This window comes from Cupriavidus nantongensis, assembly GCF_041726985.1.
GTDB classification, from domain to species: Bacteria; Pseudomonadota; Gammaproteobacteria; order Burkholderiales; family Burkholderiaceae; genus Cupriavidus; species Cupriavidus nantongensis_A.
The window spans coordinates 2,350,847-2,371,643 of the sequence record NZ_CP168303.1 but is presented as its reverse complement, the minus strand read 5'-3'; the positions used below and the strand labels follow the sequence as shown (position 1 = coordinate 2,371,643).

The following is a 20,797-nucleotide window of genomic DNA, read 5'->3' as shown; positions in this document are numbered from 1 at the left end:
AAAATGACTGGCATCGTGCGTATCGACGACGAGGTGCTTGGGGTCGAGGAATTCGTGCGCCTGCTCAAGCTGACCGGGCAGTTCGAAGGGCTGGTCGAGCAGATCGTGCGCGACAAGCTGACCGTGCACGCCGCCAGGCGGCAAGGGCTGGTGGTCACGCCTGAAGAGATCCAGGAACGCGCCGACCAGTTCCGCCGCGTGCAGGGCCTGCACCGCGCCGCCGACATGAACCACTACCTGGATGCGCTCAACGTCAGCCTGGACGAGTTCGAGGCCTTCATCACCGACAGCCTCTATCAGGAGCGCATGATGGCGCAGGTGTGCAGCGAGGCGGCGGTGCAGGAATACTTTGCGCTGAACTCGCCGCGCTTCGACAGCATCGAGGTCAGCCATATCGTGGTCGACAGCGAGGGCAAGGCCAGGGAGCTGATCTCCTACCTGCAGGACGACCCCGACGCCTTTGCCGAGATGGCGCGCGAGCATTCCATTGCCGACACGCGCGAGCGCGGCGGCGAGATCGGCAAGGTGCTGCGCGGCTCGCTCAAGACCGAGATCGAGGCCAAAGTCTTCAACGCCGAGCCGGGCGACTTGCTGGGGCCGTTCCCGGCCGCCGACCGTTCGTTCTTCGAGGTCTTCCTGGTGCGCGCCAAGCACCCGGCCACGCTTGACAGCGAGGTGGCGGTCGAAGTGCGCCGCCTGCTGCGTGAGGACTGGCTGATGGCCAGGGCGCAGGAACATGTCATCGAAGCCCGCTAGCGAGGCCGGAGCGGCCGACGCCGCCACCGCCGCGCCGCAGCAACCGGAGCCGGGGTCGGCGCTGGCCGCGTTCCTGGCGTCGGTCGAGATCCTGTCGGTGCTGACGCCGGAAGAGCTGGCGCGCCTGGCCGACGCCGCGCAGGTGCTGAGCTTCGGCTTTGGCGACACCGTCTGCAATGCCGGCGAAGCCGCGCCGGGCCTGTTTATCGTCAAGTCCGGCTCGGTGCGCGTGTTCAACGAGGAGCACGGCAAGGAAATCAGCATGGGCGTGCGCAAGACCGGCGAGGTCTTTGCCGATCTCGCGCTGCTGCGCGAATACCGGCACGAGTCGTCGGTGCGCGCCTCGGGCAAGACCGAGCTGCTGATGATCCCGCGCAGCGTGAGCGAGCCCGTGGTGGCCGGCAACCCCGCGGCGCTGGCCTTCATCACCAGCTATGTCGCGATCAGCTCGGCCGGCGGCTTTGTCGCGCGGCTGTTCGACCTGCGCGGCAAGCTCGACAAACAGGAGCTGGAAGACGCGGTGCGCAGCGTCGGCGTCAAGCGCGTCGCGGCCGGCCGGGAAATCCTGAAGCAGGACGGGCGCGAGGACCGGCGCCTGTATGTGGTGCGCCAGGGCACGGTGCGCATCGTGCGCAGCGAAGAGGGCAGCGAGTTTCCGCTGGCGACGCTGGGCCAGGGCGACATCTTCGGCGAGCGCGCCTGCGTGATGCGGCAGGAGCAGCTGGCGTCGGCCATTGCCGAGACCGACGTGCGCCTGCTGGTGATTCCCGAGAAAACCGTGCAGCTGGTCCTCGAGCGCAATCCGCGCCTGCGCGAGGTGCTGGAGGAGCGCATCCGGGTGCTGGACCGCGAGCTGCACCGGCAGAAGAAGCTGGCCGAGCGGCGCAAGCGTCCGGTACTGCTTGACCTGGCCTCCCGGCCCGAGCTCGGCGAGAAGCTGATCCGCCGCTTCGCGCTGGTGGAGCAGGCCGAGGAGATGGATTGCGGCGCGGCCTGCCTGGCGATGATCTGCCGGCACTACGGCATCCCGATGACGCTGGGCAAGCTGCGCGAGCTGGCCAACGTCACCACGCAGGGCGCCACGCTCGACAGCCTGGCCCGGGCGGGCGAGTCGCTGGGGTTCACCACGCGCGGGGTGCAATGCACGCGCGATTCGCTGATGGGCTTCGAGCTGCCGTTCATCGTGCATTGGGAGGGCTACCACTACGTGGTGGTGTACGGGATCTCGTCGCGCTGGGTGTGGGTGGCGGATCCCGCCATCGGCTTCCGCAAGATGAGTGCCGAGGAATTCGAGCGCGGCTGGAGCGGCACCTGCCTGCTGTTCACGCCGGGCGAGAGCATGACGCAGCTGTCGGTGCAGCGCTCGCCGTGGCTGCGCTTTATCGGCTACCTGGCGCCGTACAAGAAGATCCTGGCGCACCTGTTCCTGGCGACCTTCGTGATCCAGATGCTGGGGGTGGTGCCGCCGCTGATCATCCAGAACATCCTCGACGGCGTGGTGGTGCACCAGAACGTCGGGCTGCTGCACCTCTTGATCGCGGGACTGATCATCTCCAGCGTGTTCTCGCAGCTGATGTCGACGATCCGCGCGTACCTGGCCAACTTCATGGTGCGCAACATGGATTTCGCCATGATGTCGCACTTCTTCAGGCACACGCTGTCGCTGCCGTTGTCGTTCTTCGCCAAGCGCAAGACCGGCGACATCTTCGCGCGCTTCCAGGAGAACCAGACCATCCGCGCCTTCCTGACCGAATCGACGGTGACCACGGCGCTGAACCTGCTGATGGTGTTTATCTACTTCACCATCATGTTTCTCTACAACGTCAAGCTGACGCTGCTCTTGATCGCCTTCGTGATCCCGATCGCCGCGCTGACGGTGGTGGTGACGCCGCGCGTCAAGACCTATGCGCGCGACGTGTTCGCGACCTCGACCGATGCCAAGGCCTACCTGATGGAGACGCTGGGCGGCGCCGAGACCGTCAAGGGCATGGGCATCGAGCGCCCGGTGCGGCTGCGCTGGGAGCGCAAGTACACCAAGGCGCTGGAATCGCAGTACAAGGCGCAGCAGTTCCATATCCTGGTGGGGCTGGCGAGCCAGCTGCTCAATGCCGCCACCACCATCGCGGTGCTGTGGGTGGGCGCGACGCTGGTGCTGGAGCGCGAGCTGACCATCGGCCAGCTGATGGCCTTCAACGCCTTCATGGGCAGCGTGCTGGCGCCGCTGATGGGGCTGGTGGCGCTGTGGGGCCAGCTCAACGACGCCGGCGTGGCGATGGAGCGCCTTGGCGACGTGCTCGATCTGGAGCCGGAGCAGAAGCCGCAGGACGTGCTGTCGCGCGTGATGCTGCCCGACCTGCAGGGCGAGATCGTGATGAAGGACCTGTACTTCCGCTACGGCGGCGAAGACACGCCCTATGTGCTCGAGAACATCAGCTTCGCCATCCGGCCCGGCGAGATGGTGGCCATCGTCGGCCGCAGCGGCTCGGGCAAGACCACGCTGGCCAAGCTGCTGGTGGGCTTCTACAAGCCCACCGAGGGCTCGATGACGGTCGACGGCTACGACCTGAACGTGATCGACGCGGCGTTCTACCGCGCCCAGGTCGGCTACGTGATGCAGTCCAACCTGCTGTTCTCCGGCACCATCGCCGAGAACATCGCCTGCGGCGACGACAGCCCGGACCGGCGCCGCATCGAGGAAGTGGCGCGCATGGCCGACGCCCATGCCTTTATCAGCAAGCTGCCGCTGGGCTACGAGCAGGTCGTCGGCGAACGCGGCATCGGCCTGTCGGGCGGGCAGATCCAGCGGCTGTGCATTGCGCGCGCGCTGTACCACGACCCGCGCCTGCTGGTGTTCGACGAAGCCACCTCGGCGCTGGACACGCAGTCCGAGAGCAACATCCTGGCCAATATGCAGGAAATCCTGCGCGGGCGTACCGCGGTGATCATCGCGCACCGGCTCAGCACCATCATGCAGGCCGACAAGATCCTGGTGCTGTACGAAGGCGCCATCGTCGAGCAGGGCCGGCACGAGGAGCTGCTGGAGCGCAAGGGCATGTATTTCCAACTGGTGCAGAAGCAACTGAGTGCCGCATGAAGCTATACAACCAGGGTGCCACCCCCGTCTCGGTGACTTCGCCGGTGTCGTTCGCCGGGCTGATCGAAAAGATCGAGATCCTGCGCTCGACGCTGCGCTGGGCATCGAAGCTGGACCGGCCCGAGATCGAGAAGCTGCTCAAGCAGGCCACCACGCTGCGCGACGAGGTGATGGGGCTGTCGCACAAGGAGCGCTTCGTGCAGGCGGCATCGTCTGCCGACACCGCGGCCGGATCCACGGCCGAAGATGCGGCGCCGCCGGAGGTCGAACGCCTGCCGCGCGAGCGCCGCCAGGCGCTGATGGAGCGCAGCTTTATCTTCGAAGGGACCTTCGGCGACAATCCCCGGCTGCTCGAGGCGCTGGAAATCGCCGAGAAGGCCGCGCCGACCGACCTGCCGGTGCTGATCGACGGCGAGAGCGGCACCGGCAAGGAGCTGATGGCCAAGGTGATCCACGCCAACGGCGCGCGCACCGACAAGCCCTTCATCTCGGTCAACTGCGGTGCCATTCCCGACAGCCTGCTCGAATCCGAGCTGTTCGGGCACAAGAAGGGCGCCTTCACCGGCGCCAGCAACGACCGGCGCGGCAAGTTCGAGAGCGCGCATACCGGCACCATCTTCCTGGACGAGATCGGCGAACTGCCGCTGACCGGGCAGGTCAAGCTGCTGCGCGTGCTCGAGGCGCACGAGATCCAGCGGGTCGGCTCGGACGAGATCATCTCGGTCGATGCGCGCATCGTCGCGGCGACCAACAAGGATCTGCGCCGCATGAGCCAGGCCGGCACCTTCCGCGAGGACCTGTTCTATCGCCTGAGCGTGATCCACGTCAGCCTGCCGGCGCTGCGCGAGCGGCGCGACGAGATCCCGCTGCTGGTGTCGTACTTCAGCGACGAGGCCGCCGGCATGCTACGGCGCGCGCCGATCAGGCTGACGCCGCGGCTGCGTGACTTCCTGCTGCACTATGACTACCCCGGCAATATCCGCGAGCTGCGCAACCTGCTGTACCGGCTGAGCTGCCTGGCCGGCGATACCGCCGACCTGCCGCACCTGCCGCAGGACATCCGCCCGAAGCCCGCCGCGCTGGCGGTCGTCGGCAGCGGCGCGGCCGGCGCGGACATCGCCACGGCGACCTCGCTCAGCGAAGCCAAGCGCGCGGCCAGCGACGAGGCCGAGCGCGCCTTCCTCGAGCGCGGATTGCAGGAGGTGGGCGGCACCGTCGCCGAACTGGCGCGGCGCTTCGACATGAACCGCTCGCACCTGCAGATGCTGCTGAAGAAGCACGGCATCCACTCGAAGGACTTCCGCGCCAGCCGGCAGGCCGAAGCCGGCAAGGGCTAGGGCGCGGCGGGTTTCTGGCATGAGGCGTCAGGTGTCGAGCTCGGGGTTGACCAGGGTGCGGTCCGAGCCGCAAGGGTCGGCCGCGCGCAGCACCACCACCGAGATGTTGTCGCGCCCGCCCGCATCGAGCGCCTTCTGCACTAGCGTCAGCGCGGCCTGCGCCACGTCCTGCTGCGCCAGCACCGCGGCGATCGCGTCATCGTCGACTTCGTTGCTCAGGCCGTCGCTGCACAACAGGTAGACGTCGCCGTCGGCCACGTCGGTCAGCAGTTGCTCCGGCGCCAGCGTCGGCGCCGCGCCGACGGCGCGCGTGATGGTGTTCTGCGCGGGATGGTGGCGCGCCTGCTCCGGCGTGATCAGTCCGCGCGCGAGCAGGCGCTCGACCTGGTTGTGGTCGCGCGTGAGACGCGCCAGCTGGCCGCCGCGCAGCCGGTACAGCCGGCTGTCCCCGGCCCACAGGCAGGCACAGCGGCTGTCGCCGGCTAGCATGACTACCACCGTGCTGCCGATGCAGCGCACGCCCAGGCGCGCGGCTTCGTCGACCAGCGCCAGGTTCACGCCCTGCAAGGCCGCGCGCGTGGCGTCGATGCGGTCTTCCAGCCGCGCCTGCGGCGGCAGCGCCGCGAGTGCCCGCACCACTGCCTGGCTGGCGAAATCCCCCACGGCATGGCCGCCCATGCCGTCGGCCACGGCCCACAATTCCTGTCCGGGCAGGTCCAGGCAGGCGTCCTCATTGCGCTCGCGCACGCGCCCGACGTCCGTGCACGCCGCCGAGGTCCACCGGAAATGCGAGTCGAAACCCAAGCTGTTCTCCGCTGCGATCCGCAACGATCCACGCCAGCGCCGGAGGGCGCCCGGGCTATTGCCGGATCAGACCAGCCGGCCGTCGTTCCTGGCACCCTGATCGCCCCGGACATTGATATTGGCGTTCGGCGCGTTGTTGCGGATATCGATGTTCTGGAACTGGTTGTTTATCTGATCAGCATAGAAGCTGTAGTTGATCTCGTAAAAGTTGATCACCGTGCCGAGCGGCGCCGGCGACGACGGCACGAACGGCCGGATCCAGCCGAATACCCATTGCCCACCCGCGCCGCGTACGCGCGCCATGGCGGCGGGAGCCAGTTCGCGGCAGCCGGCAAGGTCATTGATCGAGAGGGTGGCCATATGCGGTCTCCGGTGGAAGGCGCCGATGCGCGGCGGTACGGACGGTTGAGCAAGCGGCATGCCACCGACGGGCAGAGGACCGGCGCAGGCCGGTTTCCCGGGCCTGACGCGGGTTTCGGGCAGGGCGGGGACCAGCCGCCACTTGCCGCGGGCGCCGCCGCGTTGGATGCGCGCCGACACTCCGGCATGCCGGTGTCGGCCAACACCCACCACCCCGGGCGGCGCCGGGCCGCCGGCGTGCGGATTTTGATATACTCCCGCCCGTCTCCAGGATCACCGCGCCTGCGGCTTACCGATCCCGGCAGTCCTGTCCCTCGCCGTAGTTCAATGGATAGAACGAGCGCCTCCTAAGCGCTAGATACAGGTTCGATTCCTGTCGGCGGGACCACAGATTCATTTGGCAACCGTCTGCCAAAATCCTTCCTCCCGCGTCGCTCCAGGATTTTTCAGCGGCATTATCGTCTGCCGCATCTCGTGGTCCGCCGTTGCAAATCCGCCTCGTCGGACAAAATCCGATACCGACCAGCGGGCCGACTGCAGATACTCACTCCGTCAGCTTTGGAGCAGTCATGTCGGACGTTCACGTTTTGCGGATCGAGGGACTTCAGTGGGTGGTGGAGCGCGCGTGCGGCAACGAGGGCCGTCTGCTCTTCCCCAGCCGGGAAGCGGCCATTGCGGCCGGCACGGCGAAGGCGGAGCAGGAGCGCGTCGACTTGATTGTGCACACGCGCGATGGCCGTATCGGCCGGCGCATTTCCTTTGGCAGGGATGGGAAGAACCAGGGCGCGATGCTGGTCAATGGGCGCTCGTCTTCGAAAACAGCTGGATCACCGCCACCCCGGCAATGATCAGCCCGATGCCGACACAGGCCGCCAGATCCGGCACCTGCCGGTACAACACCACCGCGATCAGCGATACCAGCACGATGCCCGCGCCGCTCCAGATTGCATAGGCGATGCCGACCGGGACGGTGCGCATCACCAGCATCAGCAGATAGAAGGCGGCGACGTAGCCGGTGACCACCAGCACGCTGGGCAGCAGCCGCGTAAAGCCCTGCGAGGCTTTCAGGCTGCTGGTGGCGATGACCTCGGCGACGATGGCGAGGGCGAGTAGCAGATATCCGTTCATGGCATGCAGAAAAGGTTGGCCGGCAATGGGCCTGAGCCGGCATCTTAGCGTCCCGTGCATGTTGCGCCAAAGCCGCGTCCCTCCCTCGCGGTGGTTGTGCGGGGCGGCAAGGGCAGGTTGAATGTGACGCGCAGAACCATAACAGGCGGGTCCACGCTGGCCCGCGACAACGCCTGACCAAGCCGGCACAAGATGACGATGCCGGCGGCGGGCATGGGGATAGGGGAGCGGTATGCAGCACACTGGCATCGACGGCGCCGCCGTGCCGGCATCGTCGACAACATCGGGGTCAGGGGACACGGCCATCGCCCCGGACGCCAATCCATGGCAGGACACCATTGCGGCGGCGGACCACGCGCTGGAAGAGGCCGCGCGCATCCAGCGCGGCGTGCAGCACAACCTGAAGCTGTTGCAGGACGTGCGCGCGCTGCGCGAAGAGCTGCGCAAGGCCCATGCGGAGATCGACCGCTACCGCGGCATGCATGCCCGGGTGGTGGTGAGCATGCGCCAGCTGGAGGAAGAACAAACCAGCGCGATGAGCCGCCTGCATGCCGACAACGAGATGCTGCGGGTGCGGCACCGGGTCTACCGGCTGCTGGCCGAGCACTACGCGCGCGTGGCGCTGCGGCTGGATCCGGAGACCTTCGCCGGCGACCGCGACCGCGTGATGCAGCACATCCTGTTCCAGCGCCGCAAGGGTGTGCCGCCCGAAGAGATCGGCCTGTCCGACCTGGCTTTCCTGCTGCTGTAGCCCCGCGCCGGGCCTGCCGTCAGGCTGCCCGGCGGCGCAGCACGTGGTAGGCGAGCATGCCGCCCACCACGCCCCAGAATGCCGAGCCGATGCCGGCCAGGGTCATGCCCGAGGCCGTGATCATGAAGGTCAGCAGGGCAGCTTCGCGCTCGGCCGGCGTTTGCATGGCGACGGTCAGGCCGTTGGCGATCGAGCCCAGCAGCGCGAACGCGGTCACGCCCACCACCAGCGCCTGCGGGAAGGCGGCGAACAGCGCGGCGATGCTGGCGGCGAGCGTGCCCGCGACCAGGTAGCCGACGCCGCAGACCACGGCCGCGGTATAGCGGCGATGGCGATCTGCATCGGCCTGCGGGCCGGTGCAGATCGCGGCGGTGATGGCCGCCAGGTTGATCCCGTGCGAACCGAACGGCGCCAGCGCGGCCGAGGCCAGCCCGGTGACGGTGATCAGCCGCGAGGCCGGCACGTGGTAGCCATCGGCCTGCAGCACGGCCAGCCCGGGGATGTTCTGCGACGCCAGCGCGACGATGAACAGGGGGATGGCCAGGCTGATGAAGGCTGGCATCGAGAATGCCGGCGTGGTCCACACCGGTACGGCCAGTTCGAGCCGCACGCCCGAGAAATCGAGCTGGCCGAGCACGCCCGCCACCACCACGCCGGCCAGCAGCACCCCAGGCACCGCGTAGGCCGGCCACAGCCGCCGCCCCAGCAGGAAGGCGGCGAACATCGCCAGCAGCAGCACGGTCTGGTGCTGCGCCTGCACGAACACGTCGACGCTGATGCGGAACAGGATGCCGGCCAGCAGCGCCGAGGCAATGCTGGCGGGCAGGGCGCGCATCAGCTTGTCGAACCAGCCGGTCATGCCGGCCGCGGTCATCAGCAAGGCGGCCAGCAGGAAGGCGCCGATTGCCTCGGCATAGGGCACGCCGGGCAGGCTGGCGATCAGCAGTGCCGCGCCGGGCGTGGACCATGCCACCACGATGGGCACGCGCAACGCCAGCGACAGGCCGATGGTGGTGATCCCCATGCCGATCGACAGCGCCCAGATCCACGACGAGATCTGCGCGTCGGTCAGGTGGGCGGCGTGTCCCGCCTGGATCATCAGCACCAGCGAACTGGTGTACCCGGTCAGCGTGGCGACCAGCCCGGCGACGAGCGCCGACACGGACAGGTCGGAAAATTTGAGGGAAGCGGTGGTCATGGGGACGGGCAGCAGGCACTTGGGTACGGCCGCCATCTTCGCACGAGTGCCTTGCCCGTACCAATTTGGCCGGGTTCGGCGGGCTGCGGCGCGCCAACCGCCGTTGACGGGGCTTTCCCTTACGGACTTGTCCGACTGGAGCGGGGCGTGGGCCGTTGTTATGCTGGATTCGTGCCTTGCGAGCAGGGCACCGAGGAGAGACTCTTGGGCCCGCAGTGCGCGGGCCCTTCTTTTTTTGTGCAGCCGGCTCCCGCTGCCGGTCGTCTACAATGCGGGCTGCCGCCGGGCGCGCCCGCGCCGCCGGCCCGTCCCCTTCTTTCCTCGCTGTCTCGCCTTCCTTCCCATGGCCCTGTTTTCCATTACCGACGCCCAGCTTGCCTTCGGGCACGTGGCCCTGCTCGATCACACCGACTTTTCGCTGGAGGCCGGCGAGCGCGTGGGGCTGATCGGGCGCAACGGTTCGGGCAAGTCCTCGCTGCTAAAGATCGTGGCCGGGCTGTCGGCACCGGATGACGGGCTGATTGCCCGCCAGAGCGGCGTGACCAGCGCCTACGTGCCGCAGGAGCCGCAGTTCGCGCCCGGTATCACCGTGTTCGACGCGGTGTCGCAGGGCATGGGCGACGCGCACGACCTGCTGGTGCGCTACGAGGCCGCCGCCGACCGCGTTGCCGAGCACCATGACGACGAAGCGGCGCTGGCCGAGCTGCACCGGCTGCAGTCCGAGCTCGACGCGGCCGGCGCCTGGCAGTTGCGCACCCGCGTGGAAACCACGCTGGCGCGGCTGGGGCTGGATTCGCACACGCGCGTCGACGCGCTCTCGGGCGGGCTGCAGAAGCGCGTGGCGCTGGCGCAGGCGCTGGTGGCCGAGCCCGACATCCTGCTGCTGGACGAACCCACCAACCACCTCGACGTGGAGGCGATCCGCTGGCTGGAAGACCTGCTGCTGCAGTTCCGCGGCAGCGTGCTGTTGATCACCCACGACCGCGCCTTCCTCGATCGCGTCGCCACGCGCATCGTCGAGCTCGACCGCGGGCGGCTGGTGTCCTTTCCCGGCAACTTCGCCGCCTACCAGGCGCGCAAGGAAGAAATGCTGGCCGCCGAGCAGGTCGAGCAGGCCAAGTTCGACAAGCTGCTGGCGCAGGAAGAGGTGTGGATCCGCAAGGGCGTGGAAGCGCGCCGCACCCGCAGCGTGTCGCGCATCCAGCGGCTGGTGGCGATGCGCAACGAGCGCGCCGCGCGCCGCGAGGTGCAGGGCAACGTCAGGCTGGAGGTGTCGCAGGCCGACCGCTCCGGCAAGATCGTGGCCGAGCTGACCGACGTGAGCAAGGCGTATGGCGACAAGGTAGTGGTGCGGGATTTCACCGGCACCATCATGCGCGGCGACAAGGTCGGCCTGATCGGCCCCAACGGTGCTGGCAAGACCACGCTGCTGCGGCTGATCCTGGGCGAACTGGCGCCGGACAGCGGCACCGTGCGGAACGGCAGCAACCTGCAGGTGGCGTATTTCGACCAGATGCGCACCGCGCTGGACCTGGAAAAATCGCTGGCCGACACCATCAGCCCGGGCAGCGACTGGGTCGAGGTCAACGGCCAGCGCAAGCACGTGATGAGCTACCTGGGCGACTTCCTGTTCGCGCCCGAGCGCGCGCGCTCGCCGGTCAAGTCGCTGTCGGGCGGCGAGCGCAACCGGCTGCTGCTGGCGCGGCTGTTTGCGCGGCCGGCCAATGTGCTGGTGCTGGACGAGCCCACCAACGATCTCGACATCGACACGCTGGAGCTGCTGGAGGAACTGCTGCAGGACTACGGCGGCACCGTGTTCCTGGTGTCGCACGACCGCGCCTTCCTCGACAACGTGGTGACCTCGACGCTGGCCGCCGAAGGCGATGGGGTCTGGCGCGAATCGGTGGGCGGTTATTCCGACTGGGTCGAGCAATCAGCACGCAGCGCGGCGCTGCAGGCGGCGCGCAAGCCGGCGGAGCAGAAGCTGGCGGAGCCGGCCAAAAGCAAGGAGTCGCGCGAGGCGCGCGGGGCCAACCGGACGGTCAAGCTGTCGTACAAGGAACAGCGTGAGCTGGACGGATTGCCCGAGCGCATTGCCGCGCTGGAGTCCGAGCAGAAGACGATCTCGGCACAGCTGGAGGATGGCTCGCTCTATGTCAGCGATGCCGGCAAGGCGGCGCAGCTGGGCACGCGGCACGACGAGATCGAGATGGAACTGCTGGAAGCGCTGGAGCGCTGGGAAGTGCTGGAGGCGAAGTCGAAGGGCGAAGGCGCCTGAGGCCTGAGGGTCCGGCAAGCGCCGGCCCTCACCCGCACCACGCCAGCACCATATTGGTCAGGTCGACCATGAAGCCCGGCCGCAGGTAACCGACGAACCCGAGCGCCAGCACCCCGGCCAGCACCGCGAGCCCAGCTGCCTTCGCCATGCGCGCCTGGGCCGTGCCCATCACGCCGCCGCCGGCTGCGCCCGCACCACCGCCTGCTCGCGGATCGGCAGGTTGACCAGTGCCGCCAGCACCCCGAGCGCGATCGCGATCAGCCACACCGTGTTGTAGCCCCCGGTGCGGTCATACAGATAGCCCCCCAGCCATGCGCCCAGGAAACTGCCGATCTGGTGCGAGAAGAACACCACTCCGGACAGCATCGACAGGTATTTCACGCCGAACACCTGCGCGATGATGCCGTTGGTCAGCGGCACCGTCGACAGCCACAGGAAACCCATCACCGCCGCGAACACCCAGGTGCTGGCGACGGTCAGCGGCAGCAGCAGGTAGGCGGCGATCACCACCGAGCGCGCCAGGTAGATCGCCGCCAGCAGGTAGCGCTTGGGCAGGCGCTGGCCCATTGCGCCGGCGGTATAGGTGCCAAAGACATTGAACAGGCCGATCAGCGCCAGCGCCACCACGGCCACCTTGGGATCGGTCAGCCCTTGGTCCTTCAGGTACGGCGCCAGGTGCACGCCGATAAAGACCACCTGGAAGCCGCACACGAAGTAGCCCAGCGTCAGCAGCTGGAAGTTGCGGTTGCCGAAGGCTTCATGGATGGCCTGGCCGATGGTCTGGTGGTGGCCGCCGGTGTGGGCGGCCTCGCGCGGCTCGCGCAGGGTCAGCGCCAGCGGCAGCATCACGCACGCCATCAGCGCCATCACGTACAGCGCGTTCTGCCAGCCCAGGCCGGAGATCAGCCCCTGTTCCACCGGGATCATCAGGAACTGGCCGAACGAGCCCGCGGCGGCGGCGATGCCCATGGCCCAGACCCGCTTTTCCGGGCTGGCCACGCGGCCGATTACGCCATAGACGATGCTGTAGGTGGTGCCGGACTGGGCGATGCCGATCATCACCCCGGCGCCGGTGGCGAAGGCGGTGCCGCTGGTCGCCAGCGCCATCACCACCAGCCCTGCGACGTACAGCGCCACGCCCACCAGCATGATGCGCAGCGCGCCGTACTTGTCGGCCAGGGCTCCGGCGAAGGGCTGGCTGGCGCCCCACATCAGGTTCTGCAGGGCCAGCGCAAAGGCGAAGGTTTCGCGGTTCCAGCCGTGCGCCTGCGTGATCGGCAGGTTGAACAGGCCGAAGCCATGCCGGATGCCCATCGAAAGCGTGACCAGCAAGCCACCGCACACAAGCACGGTGGTCAGGGAGAGTTGTCGGTTCTGCATGTCTTGGCTCGGTGTGCGGCGGCCGCGCCGGGTGGGGCGGCGCCGACAGGATTGTCTGTGCTTGTTGTTTTACCGCGCCGGAACGGCAATCAGGCTTGCCGGGGCCGGGTGGTGGGCAGTTTACTCCGCCTCGGCAAAACGCGTACGGCGTCGCCCGCACCCGCGGCGCCCCGGCAAAAACTATCGGCGGCCCGGCAAGCCGGACCGGCACGGGCCGCGGGGCAGGTGCGCTTTTTCTGCGGGATTGGCGTCGCGCGCTTCCATTACAATGCAGTGCCCGGTGCCCCGGCGCGTGCACAGTTGTGCGCCTCGCGGCAGCCGGGACCATCACTTTCGTAGCGACTCCATGGCGAGCAAAACCAGTCAGTACAGCGAATCTTCCATCCGGGTCCTGAAGGGCCTGGAGCCGGTCAAGCAGCGCCCCGGCATGTACACCCGGACCGACAACCCCCTGCATATCGTGCAGGAGGTGATCGACAATGCCTCCGACGAGGCCCTCGGCGGCCATGGCTCCGAGATCCTGGTGACCCTGCATCGCGACGGCAGCCTCAGCGTGGAAGACGACGGCCGCGGCATCCCGGTGGGCATCCACCCGGAAGAGGGCGTGCCCGTGGTCGAGATCGTCTTTACCCGGCTGCATGCCGGCGGCAAGTTCGACAAGGGCAAGGGCGGCGCCTATGCCTTTTCCGGCGGCCTGCATGGCGTCGGCGTGTCGGTGACCAATGCCCTGTCGACGCAGCTGGACGTGACCGTGTGGCGCGACGGCATGTGCTCGACGCTGACCTTCTCGGGCGGCGACGTGACCGTGCCGCTGGCCTCGCGCAAGCTCGAGCGCGGCGAGAAGAAGAACGGCACGCGCGTGCAGGTGTGGCCGGACGCCAGGTATTTCGATTCGGCCGCGATCCCGCTGGCCGAGCTGCAGCGCCTGCTGCGCAGCAAGGCCGTGCTGCTGCCGGGCGTCAAGGTTACGCTGGTGACCGAAAAGACCGGCGAGCGCCAGACCTGGCAGTACGACCAGGGCCTGAAGGGCTATCTGGTCGAAGCGCTGGCCCAAGGCAGCGGCTCTGAACTGGTGATCCCGATGTTCGAGGGCGAGCACTTTGCCGACCCCGACGCCAACCCCGGCGAGGAAGGCTTTGCCGACGGCGAAGGCGCCTCATGGGTAGTGGCCTGGACCGAGGACGGCGCGCCGGTGCGCGAGTCCTACGTCAACCTGATTCCCACGCCGGCCGGCGGCACGCACGAGTCCGGCCTGCGTGAAGGGCTGTTCCAGGCGGTCAAGAGCTTTATCGAGATGCATGCGCTGCAGCCCAAGGGCGTCAAGCTGATGAGCGAGGACGTGTTCGCGCGCGCTTCGTTCGTGCTGTCGGCCAAGGTGCTGGACCCGCAGTTCCAGGGCCAGATCAAGGAACGCCTGAACAGCCGCGACGCAGTACGGCTGGTGTCCACCTTCAGCCGCCCGGCGCTGGAGCTGTGGCTGAACCATCATGTCGAGTACGGCAAGAAGCTGGCCGAGCTGGTGATCCGCCAGGCCCAGGCGCGCACGCGCGCGGCGCAGAAGGTCGAGAAGAAGAAGGGCTCCGGCGTGGCCGTGCTGCCCGGCAAGCTGACCGACTGCGAGTCCACCGACGTGACCCGCAACGAGCTGTTCCTGGTCGAGGGCGACTCCGCCGGCGGCTCGGCCAAGATGGGCCGCGACAAGGAATTCCAGGCCATCCTGCCGCTGCGCGGCAAGGTGCTGAACACCTGGGAGACCGAGCGCGACCGCCTGTTCGCCAACAACGAGGTGCACGACATCGCCGTGGCGATCGGCGTGGACCCGCACGGCGCCAACGACGAGCCCGATCTGTCCAACCTGCGCTACGGCAAGATCTGCATCCTGTCCGACGCCGATGTCGACGGCGCGCATATCCAGGTGCTGCTGCTGACGCTGTTCTTCCGGCATTTCCCCAAGCTGATCGAGACCGGCAACGTCTATGTGGCGCGTCCGCCGCTGTTCCGCGTCGATGCCCCGGCGCGCGGCAAGAAGCCGGCGCAGAAGCTGTACGCGCTGGACGAGGGCGAGCTCGAAGCGATCCAGGACAAGCTGCTCAAGGACGGCGTCAAGGAAAACTCGTGGCAGATCTCGCGCTTCAAGGGCCTGGGCGAGATGAGCGCCGAGCAGCTGTGGGAAACCACCATGAACCCCGACACGCGACGCCTGCTGCCCGTGATGCTGGGCGAATACGACCTGCCGCAGACCGTCGAGATGATGAACATGCTGATGGGCAAGGGCGAGGCCGCCCAACGCCGCAGCTGGCTGGAAGAGAAGGGCAACGAGGTCGAGGCCGATATCTGAGCCCGGGCGCCGCGCCGCGGCTGCGGCCGCTCCGGTGCCAGCCCGCCCCGATTGGCGCATAATGCCCGCTCCGGTCCGCCTACTCTGGAACGCACGATGAAGACGAGAACCCCCGGCAATCCCTGGCGCAAGGCTACCGCAGTCCTGCTGGCGCTGGCCGGGCTCGCCTGCGTGCCGGCGGCGCACGCCGAGCTGTGGGGCTTTATCGATGCCGATGGCGTGGCGCACTTCGCCGACCAGAAGCTCGACGCGCGCTACAAGCTGTTCATGAAGGACGGCGGCAGGCTGGACACGGGGCGCCTGGCCGCGCGGCAGGCGCAGGCGGCGCGCGGTGACATCGACCTCGACATCGACCTCGAGCAGCACAAGCTGTACCGCTACGTCCTCAACCATCCCAATATCAAGACCGTCGAGCCGCTGATCCACCAGATCGCCGGCAAGCAGGATGTCGATCCCGCGTTGGTCAAGGCGGTGATGGCGGTGGAGTCCGGCTTCAACCCGGCGGCGGTGTCGCCCAAGGGCGCGATCGGCCTGATGCAGGTGATTCCCGACACCGGCGCGCGCTTTGGCGTCAGCGCCGATGCGCGCCGCACCATCGAGCAGAAGCTGGCCGATCCGCGCACCAACATCACGGCCGGGGTGCGCTACCTGAGCTGGCTGATGCGGCAGTTCCCCGGCAACCTCGAGCTGGTGCTGGCGGCGTACAACGCCGGCGAGGGCGCGGTGCAGCGCTACAACAATCGCATCCCGCCCTATCCGGAGACGCGGCAGTATGTCAGCACCGTGCTGCAGTTCTACCGGCTGTACCAGCCGCAGCAGGGCGTGGTGCTCACGCGCGCCAGCGCCGGCGCCGGCCCGGGCGATGGCGCCGGCCCGCGCGTGAAGATGGTGATCGGCGCGCGCCGGCCCATGCCCTGACCGGCACCCAAGAATCACAAGCAACCGGTGCGCCGGCCGTCGAGGTCCGACGCGTGGCGCGCCGAATCCTTGCCTATCCATGGAACAACAAGACATCACGTTTCAACCTGAAGAGCCGGCCGATTCGCTGACGCTGGCCCGCTACGCCGAGCGCGCCTACCTGGACTACGCCGTCAGCGTGGTCAAGGGCCGCGCGCTGCCCGAGGTGGCCGACGGCCAGAAGCCGGTGCAGCGGCGCATCCTGTTCGCGATGCACGAGATGGGGCTGCGCGCCGACGCCAAGCCGGTCAAGTCCGCGCGCGTGGTCGGCGACGTGCTGGGCAAGTTCCACCCGCACGGCGACCAGTCTGCGTACGACGCGCTGGTGCGGCTGGCGCAGGACTTCTCGCTGCGCTACCCGCTGATCGACGGCCAGGGCAACTTCGGCTCGCGCGATGGCGACGGCGCCGCGGCGATGCGCTACACCGAAGCCCGCCTGACGCCGATCTCGCGGCTGCTGCTCGACGAAATCGACGAAGGCACGGTCGACTTCATCCCCAACTACGACGGCTCGATGCAAGAGCCGAAGCTGCTGCCGGCGCGGCTGCCGTTCGTGCTGCTCAACGGCGCCTCGGGCATTGCGGTGGGCATGGCCACCGAAATCCCGCCGCACAACCTGCGCGAGGTCGCCGCCGCCACCGTGGCGATGATCCGCAACCCCAATATCGCGCTGACCGAGCTGCTGGCGCTGATGCCGGGGCCGGACTATCCCGGCGGCGGCCAGATCATCTCGCCGGCGGCGGACATTGCCCAGATCTACGAGAACGGCCGCGGCAGCCTGAAGGTGCGCGCGCGCTGGACCATCGAGGAAATGGCACGCGGCCAGTGGCAACTGGTGGTGACCGAGCTGCCGCCGAATACCTCGGCGCAGAAGGTGCTGGAAGAGATCGAGGAAATCACCAACCCCAAGATCAAGACCGGCAAGAAGGCGCTGACGCCGGACCAGCAGCAGCTCAAGGCCACCGTGCTGGCGGTGCTCGACGCGGTGCGCGACGAGTCCGGCAAGGACGCGCCGGTGCGGCTGGTGTTCGAGCCCAAGAGCAAGAACATCGGCCAGCAGGAGTTCATCCAGACGCTGCTGGCGCATACCAGCCTGGAATCCGGGGCGCCGATCAACCTGGTGATGATCGGCACCGACGGTCGTCCGCGCCAGAAGGGCCTGCGCGAGATCCTGGGCGAGTGGATCGCGTTCCGCTTCGATACCGTCACGCGCCGCACCCGCCATCGCCTGGGCAAGGTCGAGGACCGCATCCATATCCTCGAAGGCCGGATGCTGGTGCTGCTCAATATCGACGAGGTGATCCGCATCATCCGCGAGAGCGACGAGCCCAAGCCCGCGCTGATCGAGGCCTTCGGCCTGAGCGACCGCCAGGCCGAGGACATCCTGGAAATCCGGCTGCGCCAGCTGGCGCGCCTGGAAGCGATCCGGATCGAGAAGGAACTGAAGGAGCTGCGCGAAGAGCAGGCCGACCTGGACGTGCTGCTCAAGTCCGAGACCATGATGCGCCGTCGCATCATCAAGGAGATCGAGACCGACGCCAAGCAGTTCAGCCCGGAAGACAAGGACCCGCGCCGCACGCTGATCCAGGAAGAGCGCCGCGCCGCGGCCGAGGTGCGCGTGATCGACGAGCCGGTGACGGTGATCATGTCGCAGAAGGGCTGGGTGCGCACGCGCCAGGGCCATGGCCACGATCCGCAGCAGTTCACGTTCAAGGCGGGCGATGCGTTGTACAACACCTTCGACTGCCGCACCGTCGACGTGCTGCTGGTGTTCGGCACCAACGGCCGGGTCTACTCCGTGCCGGTCTCGAGCCTGCCAGGCGGGCGCGGCGACGGGGTCCCCATCACCACGCTGATCGAGCTGCAATCCGGCAGCCAGGTGGCGCACACCTTTGCCGGCAGCGCCAGCCAGCGCGTACTGATCGCCACCGCGAGCGGCAACGGCTTCCAGACCACGGTGGGCGACATGACCGGCCGGCAGAAGGGCGGCAAGTCGTTCCTGACGCTGGACGACGGGGATACCCCGCTGCCGCCCGCGCCGATCGGCGACGAGGCCACGCACGCGGCCTGCCTGTCCGGCAACGGCCGCCTGCTGCTGGTGGCGCTGGATGAAGTCAAGGTACTGTCCGCCGGCGGCCGCGGCGTGATCCTGATGGAGCTGGAACCCAAGGAGAAACTGCTGCAGGCCGTCGCCGTAGGTGCGCCAGGACTGGTGCTGTCCGGCGCGGGCCGCGGCGGCAAGCCGTCGTCGCAGAAGCTGGCCGGGCAGGCGCTGCTGCCATACGTGGGCAAGCGCGCGCGCAAGGGCAAGCCGCTCGAGGCGAAGCTGAAGGAGCCGAGGATCGATCCGGTGCGGGTGGAGGTGCCGGGCGGCGGCAACTGACCGAGTTTGCCGAAGCGAGTGTTGTCTCCCCTCTCCCATTTATGGGAGAGGGGCGGGGGAGAGGGCCGGCGAGTCCACGAAGTGACGCGCTTTCATGCTTGCCGGAGTCCTGCCCTCTCCCCCGGCCCCTCTCCCGCACGCGAGAGAGGGGAGAAAACAAGCGGGGTCAGTCGACCCCCACGAACCCTCCCGTCTGATGCGCCCACAGCCGCGCATACAGCCCTCCATGCGCGAGCAATTCCGCATGCGTGCCGCTTTCCACGATATGCCCGTGGTCCAGCACCACCAGCCGGTCCATCCTTGCGATGGTCGAGAGCCGGTGCGCGATGGCGATCACGGTCTTGCCCTGCATCAGCGTTTCCAGGCTTTCCTGGATCGCGGCTTCCACTTCGGAGTCCAGCGCGGACGTGGCTTCGTCCAGGATCAGGATCGGCGCGTTCTTGAGCAGCACCCGCGCGATCGCGATGCGCTGGCGCTGCCCGCCTGACAGCTTGACGCCGCGCTCGCCGACCTGCGCCTCGAGCCCGGTGTTGCCGTGGGCATCGACCAGGTGCGGAATGAACTCGTCGGCGCGGGCGCGGTGCAGCGCGGCGGCGAGTTCGGCATCAGTGCTCGAGGGCTTGCCGTAGAGCAGGTTCTCGCGGATCGAGCGGTGCAGCAGCGAGGTGTCCTGCGTGACCATGCCGATTTGCGCGCGCAGGCTTTCCTGCGTCACCGTGGCGATGTCCTGGCCATCGATCAGGATGCGTCCGCGCTCGACGTCGTAGAGCCGCAGCAGCAGGTTGACCAGGGTCGACTTGCCGGCGCCCGAAGGACCGACCAGACCGATCTTCTCGCCCGGGCGCACCGTCAGGTTGACGCCCTCGATCACGCCCGAGCCCTTGCCGTAGTGGAACCCCACCTGCTCGAAGCGGACTTCGCCGTGCGTGACGCGCAGCGGCTGCGCGTTGGCGCGGTCGGTGACCTGCCGCGGCACCGCGATGGTCTTCATGCCGTCCTGCACCTGCCCGACGTTCTCGAAGATGCCGTTGACCACCCACATGATCCAGCCCGACATATTGTTGATGCGGATCACCAGCCCGGTGGTCAGCGCGATCGCGCCGGTGGTGACATGGCCGGTGCTCCACAGCCACACCGCCAGCCCGGTGGTGCCGGCGATCAGCGCGCCGTTCATCGCGGTGATGGTGACGTCCATGCCGCTGACCATGCGCCCGGCCTGCCGCGTCTTCTCGGTCTGCTCGGCCATGGCGTCGCGCGCGTAGTCTTCTTCCTGCCGGGTATGGGCGAACAGCTTGAGCGTGGTGATATTGGTGTAGCCGTCGACGATGCGCCCCATCAGCCGCGAGCGCGATTCGGTGGCGACCACGGAGCGCTGCTTCACGCGCGGCACGAAGTACAGCAGCGCGGCCACGTAGCAGACGATCCACAGCAGCAGCGGGATCATCAGGCGCCAGTCAGCCTGCGCGAACAACACCAGCGAACTGACCGCGTAGATCGCCACGTGCCACAGCGCGTCGACCGCCTGCACCGCGGAGTCGCGCAGCGAAAAGCCGGTCTGCATGATGCGCTGGGCGATGCGCCCGGCAAAGTCGTTCTGGAAGAACGACAGGCTCTGCTTGAGCACGTAGCGGTGGTTCTGCCAGCGGATCAGGTTGGACAGGCTGGGGCTGATCACCTGGTGCACCAGCACGTCGTGCAGGCCGAAGAAGATGGGGCGCAGCAGCACCGCGACCACCGCCATCCACACCAGCTCGTTGCGGTGCCGGCTGAAGAACTCGGCGCCGGGCGTGGTCTGGGCCATGTCGACCAGCCGGCCGAGGAAGCTGAACAGCGCCACCTCGATCAGCGCGCCGACCAGGCCCACCAGCAACAGCAGCACGAACACGCCCCACACCTCGCGCAGGTACCACGTGTAGAAGCGCAGCACCTGGCCCGGCGGCTCGCGGTCGGGCATATGGCGGAAGGGATCGATCAGTCTTTCCAGGCGACGCAACATGGCGGGGTTCCCGTTGTGTGCCACGGCACGCCCGCTC

At 68.0% G+C, this 20,797-nt stretch carries 15 protein-coding genes and 1 tRNA gene; 10 read left to right on the top strand and 6 right to left on the bottom strand.

Annotated elements, in window-relative coordinates; genetic code table 11:
* Positions 1-3: 3 nt before the first annotated feature.
* The 3 genes from ACEI37_RS22160 to ACEI37_RS22150 are packed head-to-tail and all read left to right on the top strand — an operon-like array spanning position 4 to position 5,187.
* Entirely contained in the window at positions 4-756 is a 753-nt protein-coding gene (locus ACEI37_RS22160) for a peptidylprolyl isomerase (protein ID WP_373378170.1), read from the top strand.
* Positions 737-3,850 carry a peptidase domain-containing ABC transporter gene (locus ACEI37_RS22155; RefSeq protein ID WP_373378169.1) on the top strand — a complete coding sequence of 1,038 codons (3,114 nt, stop codon included), beginning with the start codon at positions 737-739 and terminating at the stop codon, positions 3,848-3,850. Before ACEI37_RS22160 ends, ACEI37_RS22155 begins: the two co-directional genes overlap by 20 nt.
* On the top strand, positions 3,847-5,187 hold the full coding sequence (locus ACEI37_RS22150) for a sigma-54 interaction domain-containing protein (protein WP_373378168.1): 1,341 nt from the start codon (positions 3,847-3,849) through the stop codon (positions 5,185-5,187). The genes ACEI37_RS22155 and ACEI37_RS22150 overlap by 4 nt, the downstream gene beginning before the upstream one ends.
* Before the next feature lie 27 nt (positions 5,188-5,214).
* Here the strand turns inward: ACEI37_RS22150 and ACEI37_RS22145 are convergent, their stop codons facing one another.
* Together ACEI37_RS22145 and ACEI37_RS22140 are read right to left on the bottom strand one after the other, a co-directional pair.
* Entirely contained in the window at positions 5,215-5,991 is a 777-nt protein-coding gene (locus tag ACEI37_RS22145) for a PP2C family serine/threonine-protein phosphatase (protein ID WP_373378167.1), read from the bottom strand.
* Positions 5,992-6,057: 66 nt separating this feature from the next.
* Positions 6,058-6,351: a hypothetical protein gene (locus ACEI37_RS22140; protein WP_115680712.1), complete on the bottom strand. Its 294-nt coding sequence runs from the start codon at positions 6,349-6,351 to the stop codon at positions 6,058-6,060.
* Positions 6,352-6,664: 313 nt separating this feature from the next.
* Here ACEI37_RS22140 and ACEI37_RS22135 point away from each other — a divergent pair.
* Positions 6,665-6,739, top strand: a tRNA-Arg gene (locus ACEI37_RS22135).
* Positions 6,740-6,920: 181 nt separating this feature from the next.
* Positions 6,921-7,199 carry a DUF2188 domain-containing protein gene (locus tag ACEI37_RS22130; protein WP_373378166.1) on the top strand — a complete coding sequence of 93 codons (279 nt, stop codon included), beginning with the start codon at positions 6,921-6,923 and terminating at the stop codon, positions 7,197-7,199.
* Here ACEI37_RS22130 and ACEI37_RS22125 read toward each other — a convergent pair.
* Positions 7,147-7,479: a multidrug efflux SMR transporter gene (locus ACEI37_RS22125; RefSeq protein WP_012353408.1), complete on the bottom strand. Its 333-nt coding sequence runs from the start codon at positions 7,477-7,479 to the stop codon at positions 7,147-7,149. The genes ACEI37_RS22130 and ACEI37_RS22125 overlap by 53 nt on opposite strands.
* 232 nt (positions 7,480-7,711) lie before the next feature.
* Between ACEI37_RS22125 and ACEI37_RS22120 the strand changes: the two genes are divergently transcribed.
* Positions 7,712-8,230 (top strand): hypothetical protein, encoded by a 519-nt coding sequence (locus ACEI37_RS22120; protein ID WP_373378165.1) that lies wholly within the window; start codon positions 7,712-7,714, stop codon positions 8,228-8,230.
* Between the two features lie 19 nt (positions 8,231-8,249).
* Here ACEI37_RS22120 and ACEI37_RS22115 read toward each other — a convergent pair whose 3' ends face one another.
* Positions 8,250-9,428: a benzoate/H(+) symporter BenE family transporter gene (locus ACEI37_RS22115; protein ID WP_373378164.1), complete on the bottom strand. Its 1,179-nt coding sequence runs from the start codon at positions 9,426-9,428 to the stop codon at positions 8,250-8,252.
* A gap of 343 nt (positions 9,429-9,771) precedes the next feature.
* Here ACEI37_RS22115 and ACEI37_RS22110 point away from each other — a divergent pair, with 343 nt between their 5' ends.
* Positions 9,772-11,706, top strand: a complete 1,935-nt coding sequence (locus ACEI37_RS22110; RefSeq protein WP_373378163.1) for an ATP-binding cassette domain-containing protein — start codon at positions 9,772-9,774, stop codon at positions 11,704-11,706.
* Between the two features lie 168 nt (positions 11,707-11,874).
* Here the strand turns inward: ACEI37_RS22110 and ACEI37_RS22105 are convergent, their stop codons facing one another.
* A complete protein-coding gene (locus ACEI37_RS22105; RefSeq protein ID WP_373378162.1) occupies positions 11,875-13,086 on the bottom strand; it encodes an MFS transporter in 1,212 nt (403 codons plus the stop codon).
* A gap of 346 nt (positions 13,087-13,432) precedes the next feature.
* Here ACEI37_RS22105 and ACEI37_RS22100 point away from each other — a divergent pair, with 346 nt between their 5' ends.
* From ACEI37_RS22100 to parC, 3 genes are all read left to right on the top strand, one after another.
* Complete coding sequence (locus ACEI37_RS22100; protein ID WP_373378161.1) at positions 13,433-15,424, top strand: DNA topoisomerase IV subunit B; 1,992 nt, start codon at positions 13,433-13,435, stop codon at positions 15,422-15,424.
* 96 nt (positions 15,425-15,520) lie between these two features.
* Complete coding sequence (locus ACEI37_RS22095) at positions 15,521-16,342, top strand: lytic transglycosylase domain-containing protein (RefSeq protein ID WP_373378160.1); 822 nt, start codon at positions 15,521-15,523, stop codon at positions 16,340-16,342.
* A gap of 79 nt (positions 16,343-16,421) precedes the next feature.
* Complete coding sequence (gene parC / locus ACEI37_RS22090) at positions 16,422-18,764, top strand: DNA topoisomerase IV subunit A (RefSeq protein WP_373378159.1); 2,343 nt, start codon at positions 16,422-16,424, stop codon at positions 18,762-18,764.
* Between the two features lie 166 nt (positions 18,765-18,930).
* Here parC and ACEI37_RS22085 read toward each other — a convergent pair whose 3' ends face one another.
* Positions 18,931-20,760, bottom strand: a complete 1,830-nt coding sequence (locus ACEI37_RS22085; protein WP_373378158.1) for an ABC transporter ATP-binding protein — start codon at positions 20,758-20,760, stop codon at positions 18,931-18,933.
* Positions 20,761-20,797 lie beyond the last annotated feature (37 nt).

Coding starts and splice junctions, on each gene's coding strand:
- ACEI37_RS22160 (WP_373378170.1), top strand. CDS start 4: ATGACTGGCATCGTGCGTATCGACGACGAGGTGCTTGGGGTCGAGGAA.
- ACEI37_RS22155 (WP_373378169.1), top strand. CDS start 737: ATGTCATCGAAGCCCGCTAGCGAGGCCGGAGCGGCCGACGCCGCCACC.
- ACEI37_RS22150 (WP_373378168.1), top strand. CDS start 3,847: ATGAAGCTATACAACCAGGGTGCCACCCCCGTCTCGGTGACTTCGCCG.
- ACEI37_RS22140 (WP_115680712.1), bottom strand. CDS start 6,351: ATGGCCACCCTCTCGATCAATGACCTTGCCGGCTGCCGCGAACTGGCT.
- ACEI37_RS22130 (WP_373378166.1), top strand. CDS start 6,921: ATGTCGGACGTTCACGTTTTGCGGATCGAGGGACTTCAGTGGGTGGTG.
- ACEI37_RS22125 (WP_012353408.1), bottom strand. CDS start 7,479: ATGAACGGATATCTGCTACTCGCCCTCGCCATCGTCGCCGAGGTCATC.
- ACEI37_RS22120 (WP_373378165.1), top strand. CDS start 7,712: ATGCAGCACACTGGCATCGACGGCGCCGCCGTGCCGGCATCGTCGACA.
- ACEI37_RS22115 (WP_373378164.1), bottom strand. CDS start 9,428: ATGACCACCGCTTCCCTCAAATTTTCCGACCTGTCCGTGTCGGCGCTC.
- ACEI37_RS22110 (WP_373378163.1), top strand. CDS start 9,772: ATGGCCCTGTTTTCCATTACCGACGCCCAGCTTGCCTTCGGGCACGTG.
- ACEI37_RS22105 (WP_373378162.1), bottom strand. CDS start 13,086: ATGCAGAACCGACAACTCTCCCTGACCACCGTGCTTGTGTGCGGTGGC.
- ACEI37_RS22100 (WP_373378161.1), top strand. CDS start 13,433: ATGGCGAGCAAAACCAGTCAGTACAGCGAATCTTCCATCCGGGTCCTG.
- ACEI37_RS22095 (WP_373378160.1), top strand. CDS start 15,521: ATGAAGACGAGAACCCCCGGCAATCCCTGGCGCAAGGCTACCGCAGTC.
- parC (WP_373378159.1), top strand. CDS start 16,422: ATGGAACAACAAGACATCACGTTTCAACCTGAAGAGCCGGCCGATTCG.
- ACEI37_RS22085 (WP_373378158.1), bottom strand. CDS start 20,760: ATGTTGCGTCGCCTGGAAAGACTGATCGATCCCTTCCGCCATATGCCC.